Source organism: Methanofervidicoccus abyssi, from assembly GCF_004310395.1.
GTDB classification, from domain to species: domain Archaea; phylum AGJL01; class Methanococci; order Methanococcales; family Methanococcaceae; genus Methanofervidicoccus; species Methanofervidicoccus abyssi.
Genome location: NZ_BFAX01000003.1, coordinates 371,640 through 380,216, shown reverse-complemented (window position 1 = coordinate 380,216; position 8,577 = coordinate 371,640). Strand labels below are relative to the sequence as shown.

The window sequence follows — 8,577 nt, the reverse complement described above, 5'->3', positions numbered from 1 at the left end:
GGAATGATAACCTAAGTCAAAGACTTAGGTTGGATGTAAGCCTGCAACCAAGTGATACCTGGTAACGACCGGTGGCGATCGTACTCCATTTTAATTCCGGTTGATCCCGCCGGAGGCCACTGCTATTGGGGTCCGACTAAGCCATGCGAGTCAAGGGGCCTGCACCCTTTTGGGTGCAGGCACCGGCGGACGGCTCAGTAACACGTGGTCAACCTACCCTCAGGTGGGGGATAACCTCGGGAAACTGAGGCTAATACCCCATAGGGGAAGAGGTCTGGAATGATCCTTCCCCGAAAGGGCGTTATGCCCGCCTGAGGATGGGACTGCGGCCGATTAGGTAGTTGGTGGGGTAACGGCCCACCAAGCCTACGATCGGTACGGGCCTTGAGAGAGGGAGCCCGGAGATGGGGACTGAGACAAGGCCCCAGGCCCTACGGGGCGCAGCAGGCGCGAAACCTCCACAATGCACGAAAGTGCGATGGGGGGACCCCAAGTGCCGTGGCCTTGCCACGGCTTTTCCGGAGTGTAAAAAGCTCCGGGAATAAGGGCTGGGCAAGACCGGTGCCAGCAGCCGCGGTAATACCGGCGGCCCGAGTGGTGGCCACTATTATTGGGCCTAAAGCGTCCGTAGCCGGTCCAGTAAGTCCCTGCTTAAATCCTACGGCTTAACCGTAGGACTGGCAGGGATACTGCTGGACTTGGGACCGGGAGAGGGCGGGGGTACTCCAGGGGTAGCGGTGAAATGCGTTGATCCCTGGAGGACCACCTATGGCGAAGGCACCCGCCTGGAACGGGTCCGACGGTGAGGGACGAAAGCCGGGGGCGCGAACCGGATTAGATACCCGGGTAGTCCCGGCCGTAAACGCTGCGGACTAGGTGTCGCCTGGGCTTCGGGCCCAGGCGGTGCCGAAGGGAAGCCGTTAAGTCCGCCGCCTGGGGAGTACGGTCGCAAGGCTGAAACTTAAAGGAATTGGCGGGGGAGCACTACAACGGGTGGAGCCTGCGGTTTAATTGGATTCAACGCCGGGCACCTCACCAGGGGCGACAGCATGATGAAGGTCAGGTTGACGACCTTACCTGAAGCGCTGAGAGGTGGTGCATGGCCATCGTCAGCTCGTACCGTGAGGCGTCCTGTTAAGTCAGGTAACGAGCGAGACCCGCGCCCTATGTTGCCATCTCCCCCTCCGGGGGGAGGGCACTCATAGGGGACCGCTGGTGTCAAACCAGAGGAAGGTGCGGGCAACGATAGGTCCGCATGCCCCGAATCCCCTGGGCTACACGCGGGCTACAATGGTTGGGACAGTGGGATGCGACCCCGAAAGGGGTAGCCAATCTCCTAAACCCAACCGTAGTTCGGATCGTGGGCTGCAACTCGCCCACGTGAAGGCGGAATCCGTAGTAATCGCAGCTCACCATGCTGCGGTGAATGTGTCCCTGCTCCTTGCACACACCGCCCGTCACACCACCCGAGTTGGGTCCAGGTGAGGCCCTGGCCGCTGGCCAGGGTCGAACCTGGGCTCAGCGAGGGGGGTGAAGTCGTAACAAGGTAGCCGTAGGGGAACCTGCGGCTGGATCACCTCCTTGGAAAAAAGCCGGTCGTTACCAGGCACTAAATGGTTGCAGGCTTACATCATGGGCCCATAGCTCAGCTGGGAGAGCGCCGCCCTTGCAAGGCGGAGGCCGTGGGTTCAAATCCCACTGGGTCCACCTTTATTTTTTTTCGATCCATGATCCAAGGGGTCATGGATCGATAGCCTGAGATTAGATGAGGGCCCCATAAGCCCCCGTACCTGGTGATATCCAGGTACTCCAGTATATCCGTTATCCTACCTGGTGGATGGCTCGGCTTGGGGCGCCGACGAAGGGCGTGGCAAGCTGCGATAAGCCCGGGGGAGGAGCAGGCATCCGTAGATCCCGGGATCCCCGAATGGGACTTCCTGCCCCATTTGGGGGCGCTCCGTAAGGAGCGGGAACGCGGGGAACTGAAACATCTTAGTACCCGCAGGAAAAGAAACCAACAGGGATGCCGGGAGTAGGGGCGACCGAAACCGGCAGAGGGCAAACTGAACCCTGGGTGGTAACATCCAGGGGATGTGGGGTTGCAGGGCCCCCGTAAAAAACCCAGGTTGGGAAGCCGAAGTCGCCTGGAATGGCGCACCATAGAGGGTGAAAGTCCCGTAGGCATAACTGACCTGGGTTTTTGGGGTGTCCCTGAGTACCGTGGGTTGGATATCCCGCGGGAATCTGGGAGGCATCGGTCTTCCAACCCTAAATACGTCCCAAGACCGATAGCGCACTAGTACCGTGAGGGAAAGCTGAAAAGCACCCTTAGCAGGGGGTGAAAAGAGCCTGAAACCAGGTAGGGACAGTATGGCACGGCCCCAAAGGCAACTGTTCCGAAGGAACCCCTCGCGAGAGGGTAGTACGAGGAACAGTGTCCAGGGTCGTGCCGTCCGTTTTGAAAAACGGGCCGGGGAGTGTATGGCTGTGGCGAGCCTAAGACCTTCAAGGTCGGAGGCGTAGGGAAACCGACAGGTCCGCAGGCTTTTTGCCGAGGGACGGGGTCTTAAGGGCCTGGAGTCACAGCCATACGACCCGAAACCGGGCGATCTAGGCCGGGGCAAGGTGAAGCCCCTCATCAGAGGGGTGGAGGCCTGCAGGGGTGTTGCAATGCAAAGCGCTCCTCTGACCCCGGTCTAGGGGTGAAAGGCCAATCGAGCCCGGAGACGGCTGGTTCCCCCCGAAGTAGCTCGCAGGCTAGCCGGGGGTTAGGTCGTGGGCAGGGTAGAGCACTGATGGGGTGAACAGGGGGCGAAAGCCCTCGTCACCCTGTCAAACTCCAAACCTGTCCACACCGTAGCCCCCGAGTGAGGGCATACGGGTAAGCCGTATGTCCGAGACGGGAATAACCGAGACCCGGGTTAAGGTCCCTAAGTGCCGGTTAAGTGCGAACACGAAGGGCGTCCCTGGCCTAAGACAGCAGGGAGGTTGGCTTAGAAGCAGCCATCCTTTAAAGAGTGCGTAACAGCTCACCTGCCGAGGTCAGGGGCCCCGAAAATGGACGGGGCTAAACCGGCCACCGAAACCCGGGGGCACCGAAAGGTGATCCGGTAGGGGGGCGTTCTGCGGGGGTAGAAGCCTGGCCGTGAGGTCAGGTGGACCCCGTAGAAACGAGAATCCCGGCAGTAGTAACAGCAAAGTGGGGTGAGAATCCCCACCGCCGAAGGGGCCAGGTTTCCACAGCAATGGTCGTCAGCTGTGGGTTAGCCGGTCCTAACCCCCAGGGTAACCCCCTACGGGGGGAAAGGGAAACAGGTTAATATTCCTGTGCCGCCAGGGTACGTGCGGCAACGCAAGGCCAGTTCCTGACGCTTCAGGGTAGGCCAACCATCCCCGTCGGGGTGGTCAAGGGTATAAGTCCGGGGAGAGTTGTAATAACGAGAACCGGATGAAAGCCTGATGAGCCGCCCGTTAGGGCGGTTTGGCCGAGCCCTGGAGCCCGTGAAAAGGGAACTGGCAAGGATCCCTGGCGACCGTACCCAGAACCGACACAGGTGCCCCTAGGTGAGTAGCCTAAGGCGTGTCGGGAGAATCCAGCCGAGGGAAGTCGGCAAATTGGCCCCGTAACTTCGGGAGAAGGGGTGCCAGCGGCCTTCTCAAGGGGCTGCTGGTCGCAGTGACTAGGGGGGTCCGACTGTTTAATAAAAACACAGGTCTTAGCTAGCCCGAAAGGGTGTGTACTAAGGCCGACGCCTGCCCAGTGCTGGTACGTGAAGCCCGGGTACAACCGGGTGAAGCGCCAGTAAACGGCGGGGGTAACTATAACCCTCTTAAGGTAGCGAAATTCCTTGTCGGGTAAGTTCCGACCTGCATGAATGGCGTAACGAGACCCCCACTGTCCCCGGCTGGAACCCGGTGAACCTACCGTTCCGGTGCAAAGGCCGGAGACCTCCAGTGGGAAGCGAAGACCCCGTGGAGCTTTACTGCAGCCTGCCGTTGGGGCATGGCCGTGGGTGTACAGCGTAGGTGGGAGCCGTCGAAGCCTCCTCGCCAGGGGAGGTGGAGGCGCCCATGGGACACCACCCACCCATGGCCATGTCCCTTACCCCAGTAGGGGGACACCGGTTGGTGGGCAGTTTGGCTGGGGCGGCACCCTCCTGAAAAGGCATCAGGAGGGCCCAAAGGTCGGCTCAGGCGGGTCAGAACTCCGCCGTTGAGTGCAAGGGCAAAAGCCGGCCTGACGTGACCCCGCACAATAAGGGGTCACGAGCCGAAAGGCGGGCCTAGCGAACCCCTGTGCCTCACCGATGGGGGCCAGGGATAACAGAAAAGCTACCCCGGGGATAACAGAGTTGTCGCGGGCGAGAGCCCATATCGACCCCGCGGCTTGCTACATCGATGTCGGTTTTTCCCATCCTGGGTCTGCAGCAGGACCCAAGGGTGGGGCTGTTCGCCCATTAAAGGGGATCACGAGCTGGGTTTAAACCGTCGTGAGACAGGTTGGTTGCTATCTGCTGGAGGTGTTGGCTGCCTGAGGGGAAGGTGGTTCTAGTACGAGAGGAACGAACCACCGGCGCCTCTAGTCTATCGGCTGTCCGACAGGGCATGCCGAGCAGCCACGCGCCAAGGGTTAAGGGCTGAAAGCATCTAAGCCCGAAACCCACCCCGAAAATAGGCAGCCGTTCCCTTCGGGGACGAGGGCACCCCTAGAAGAGGGGGTTGATAGGCTAGGGATGTAAGCACCGAGGGGTTTTCCCCCGAGGTGTTAAGTCCGCTAGTACTAATCGCCCGAGGGATATACTGGAGTACCTGGACACTTAAAGGTACGGGGGCTTATGGGGATTTTTTAACAGGCATGACGGCCATAGCGGAGGGGCTACATCCGATCCCGTCCCGATCTCGGAAATTAAGCCCTCCAGCGATGCCCCAAGTACTGCCTTTGGGTGGGAACGGGGCGACGCCGTCAGCCACTTTTTTTATAATTTATAATCATGGCAAGGGGGCTGGCGACTCTCCGTGAGGAGGAAGCTCCGCCCACCCATAAAGTGCATCATGCCCCGAGAGGGGCTGAATGGCCTACAGAAACGACACGGTCTTGGAACGATGACAATGATAGTAAATTGAGGAGTTCCAAGGGGCCGGTGAAACGAGGCCATTCTGCACGGGTGCAAGCGTTTTAGCGCTTAGCCGAATGTCGCCGAAATTACAGAAGGCGGGCTATAGCCCCCATGCCATGATGTATTTTATTTTTTAATATATATTTATATATTTAGATATATTTAATTACAAATAATTAAAAATGTTTAATCTAAAATAGAGATGGCCTGATCTGGACATTGTAATACACACAGTTGACACTTAGTACAATTTTCGGGGTACTTAGGCACAGGTGGATAGATACCCTTTTTATTTAGTTTGTCGGACTTTATAAATACATCCCTTGGACATATGAATATACATATATCGCATCCTTTACAGTATTTCTCATCTATTTCAATCTTCATGTTGTCACCTCAAAAATTTTCATGTTACATTATCCTCTCAGAAGGCATAAAGTTATCCTGTTGTAGTTAGGAGGTATTAAGGATTTTTCTTTTCTTTCAATCTTTAGAGATTGAAGACATTTATCTATTTTATAACTTTAAAAATTTTTAGATTGATAGGAGTTTTTTTATTTTTTATTATCCCTATTATTTTTATAAAAATCATAATTTTATAAGATATTAATGGAAACTAGGATTTATTGATAGTAAAAAAATAAAGATAGAATAAAATAAAATAAAGGAGATGTCTTTGTCTTTGTTCAATTTTTATATTAATAAAATTAAGTTATTATCTCTCCAATATCTCTTTGGCAGCATCTACTCCTCCACTGGTGTTATAACCTAACTCTTTAAATGCCATCTCTATGGCAGCCAAGGTTCCTAGTATATGGATTTCCTTTACTTCTCCCATATGTCCTATCCTGAATATCTTACCACTAACCTGGCCCTGTCCTCCAGCGATAACCACATTGTATTTATTGGAGAGGATCTTCCTAAACTCCTTATCTTCTATACCGTGTGGATATATAGCAGATGTTACAGTGATAGATCTCGCCCATTCCTCTGCAAAGAGTTCTATCCCCATAGCCTCCAAACCTGTAACTGTTGCCCTTGCCATCCTTTCGTGTCTCTTAACTCTGTTCTCCAGTCCCTCTTCAAGCACTCTATCCAACGCCTTATTTAGTGCATAGATTAGTGAAACTGCTGGAGTATAAGGAGATTCTTTCTTACTCTCAAACCTATCCCTGTACGCCTTTATATCTAAGTAGAAAGACTTACTCTCTGTAGAGTTTATAACATCCCAGGCTTTCTCACTTATAGATATGGCAGAGATTCCTGGAGGAGCCCCCAGACACTTCTGGGAACCTGCAATACATATATCTATGTGGAACCCATCTACATCTACGTAGTCTCCACCTAAGGAGGAGATTGTATCGACTATATAGAGAGCGTCGTAATCTTTAACTATCTTTCCGATATCCTTAATTGGATTCCTTACACCTGTTGATGTTTCGTTATGAACTACAGTAACAGCTTTGATATCAGGGTTCTCTTCTAAGATCCTCTTTACATCTTCAGGCCTTGCACCTTTGCCCCAAGAATACTCCAATTTAATAACTTCTCCCTTATATACCTCTACGATCTTAGAGAATCTCTCTCCAAAGTTACCGTTACATATGGTAAGTACCTTATCTCCCTTATTTACAGTGTTAGCAATAGCCATATCCATAACTGCAGTCCCAGATCCAGTGATGATATAGACGTCTCCCTTAGTAATAAATACCTTCTTCATCTTCTCCACAGTATCTTCCAACAGTGCTCCGAACTCCTTAGTTCTATGACCTATTATAGGGTAAGCCATTGTATTTAGCACTTCACTTGACACCATAGTGGGCCCTGGAATCATTAGAAGTTTGTCATAATTTATTCTTTTCATCCTTATCCCCTCTATCTAATCGATTTCCATTATTATTAATAACGATTATAATAAAAAATTAATAATAAAATTAAAGTAAAAGTTCTCTAGGATAACATAAGAATTTTACTTTTTCACTTTATTTGTTTTTATCGGATATTATCAATTTTAAGATTTTTTATAAATAGTTTTTAATAAGACCTATACTTTAACTCTCCCTCAACTTTTTCATCATTTCAACTCTCTTTCTGATCAACTCTATTTTACCTATATCTCTCCTGTGGAATACCTTCCCTTCTATATACTTTATAGCTTCTTCTACAATCCTCTCACACTCTTCGATACTCTCCGATACCCCCACTACGGCAACACTCCTCGAACCTGTTAAATACAACTTTCCGTCTCTCTCATCCACTGAAGCATAGTATAGAAGTGCCCCAGTCTCCCTTATTTTCTTTTCATCTACTTTTATAACTTCACCCTTCACAGGATCTGTTGGATACCCCTTTGGTGCAACGTATTTACATACACTTGCCTTCTTCTCGAACTCCAAATTTATCTTATCTAAAGTACCATCAACTATAGCCTCGCACACCTCTACGAAGTCGTTTTTCAAGAGGGGCAGAATATTCATAGCTTCAGGATCTCCAAACCTTGCGTTGTACTCCACTATCTTTGGCCCATCAACTGTTAGCATAAACTGGCCGTAGAGTATACCTTGGTATGGGCCAACTTCCTTTCTAATAGCCTCAACTGTATCCCTCATAATCTCCTTAGCTTCCTCCAGATCTCTATCAGTCAGGAACGGCAACTTGTGATCTGGACAGGAGAAAGATCCCATACCTCCAGTAATTGGTCCTTCATCTCCTTCGTAGGCATGGGGATGATCCTGGACTGCAGGAGTGAAGACAATATTCTTTCCATCTACAAAACCATGGAGTGTAAATTCCACCCCTACAAGTTTCTCCTCTATTACTACTTTCCCTCCTCCTATATTCTTTTCAAAGATCTCCTTTGCATATTTCTTAGCCTCCTCGTTATCCTTCAGTTGCTCTCCCACCACCTTTACACCTTTACCTCCAGTTAACCCCACAGGTTTCACAACTACATCTATCCCTTCCTCACTTAAACTATCTATGAATTCCTCCACACCGTCGTAGGTATTAAAGGAAGCGTATTTTACAGATCCTTTTATATTATACTTTTCCATTAACTTCCTCATAAACTCTTTACTGGTTTCGATCTGTGCAGGGCGTTTCTTTGGCCCTACAGTAGGTATCCCCATATCCCAGAGTGCATCTGCCATCCCTACCCCTAAAGGAGCCTCAGGGCCGATAACTGCAATATCTGGATTTATTTCCTTTGCAAAGGACTTTACAGCCTCTATATCTGTTTCGGGTTTTAAGGAAACCTTTTCTGAGATCCTGTATATCCCAGGATTTCTGTTTTTCATAACTGTGTAGAGTTTTACAGAGGGATTATTCTTAAGAACCTCTGCAATAGCATGTTCTCTTGCTCCACCACCTATTAACAACACCTTCATCTTATCACCAGCTTTTTATATAATAATATTAGAAATTATAAAAACAATAAAAAACTTTTTGTTTATAAATATTT

Annotated in this window: 3 protein-coding genes, 1 tRNA gene, 3 rRNA genes and 1 other RNA gene; 5 read left to right on the top strand and 3 right to left on the bottom strand. The window is 50.8% G+C overall.

Annotated elements, in window-relative coordinates; genetic code table 11:
* The first annotated feature begins 93 nt into the window (after positions 1–93).
* The 5 genes from MHHB_RS04425 (at position 94) to rnpB (ending at position 5,232) form a co-directional block, all read left to right on the top strand.
* Positions 94–1,582, top strand: a 16S ribosomal RNA gene (locus MHHB_RS04425).
* Positions 1,583–1,634: 52 nt separating this feature from the next.
* Positions 1,635–1,707, top strand: a tRNA-Ala gene (locus MHHB_RS04420).
* A 102-nt stretch (positions 1,708–1,809) separates the two neighbouring features.
* A 23S ribosomal RNA gene (locus MHHB_RS04415) occupies positions 1,810–4,804 on the top strand.
* A gap of 50 nt (positions 4,805–4,854) precedes the next feature.
* Positions 4,855–4,969 (top strand): 5S ribosomal RNA (gene rrf / locus MHHB_RS04410).
* Together the 16S, 23S and 5S rRNA genes with 1 tRNA gene alongside form the textbook arrangement of a ribosomal RNA operon.
* 25 nt (positions 4,970–4,994) lie before the next feature.
* An RNA gene (gene rnpB, locus MHHB_RS04405) (RNase P RNA component) lies at positions 4,995–5,232 on the top strand.
* Between the two features lie 71 nt (positions 5,233–5,303).
* Here rnpB and MHHB_RS04400 read toward each other — a convergent pair.
* From MHHB_RS04400 to purD, 3 genes are all read right to left on the bottom strand, one after another.
* The gene (locus tag MHHB_RS04400) at positions 5,304–5,504 is read right to left on the bottom strand and encodes a 4Fe-4S dicluster domain-containing protein (RefSeq protein WP_131007388.1); all 201 of its coding nucleotides are present in this window, start codon (positions 5,502–5,504) and stop codon (positions 5,304–5,306) included.
* A 328-nt stretch (positions 5,505–5,832) separates the two neighbouring features.
* Positions 5,833–6,981 (bottom strand): pyridoxal-phosphate-dependent aminotransferase family protein, encoded by a 1,149-nt coding sequence (locus MHHB_RS04395; RefSeq protein ID WP_131007387.1) that lies wholly within the window; start codon positions 6,979–6,981, stop codon positions 5,833–5,835.
* 187 nt (positions 6,982–7,168) lie between these two features.
* The gene (gene purD / locus MHHB_RS04390) at positions 7,169–8,503 is read right to left on the bottom strand and encodes a phosphoribosylamine--glycine ligase (protein WP_131007385.1); all 1,335 of its coding nucleotides are present in this window, start codon (positions 8,501–8,503) and stop codon (positions 7,169–7,171) included.
* Positions 8,504–8,577 lie beyond the last annotated feature (74 nt).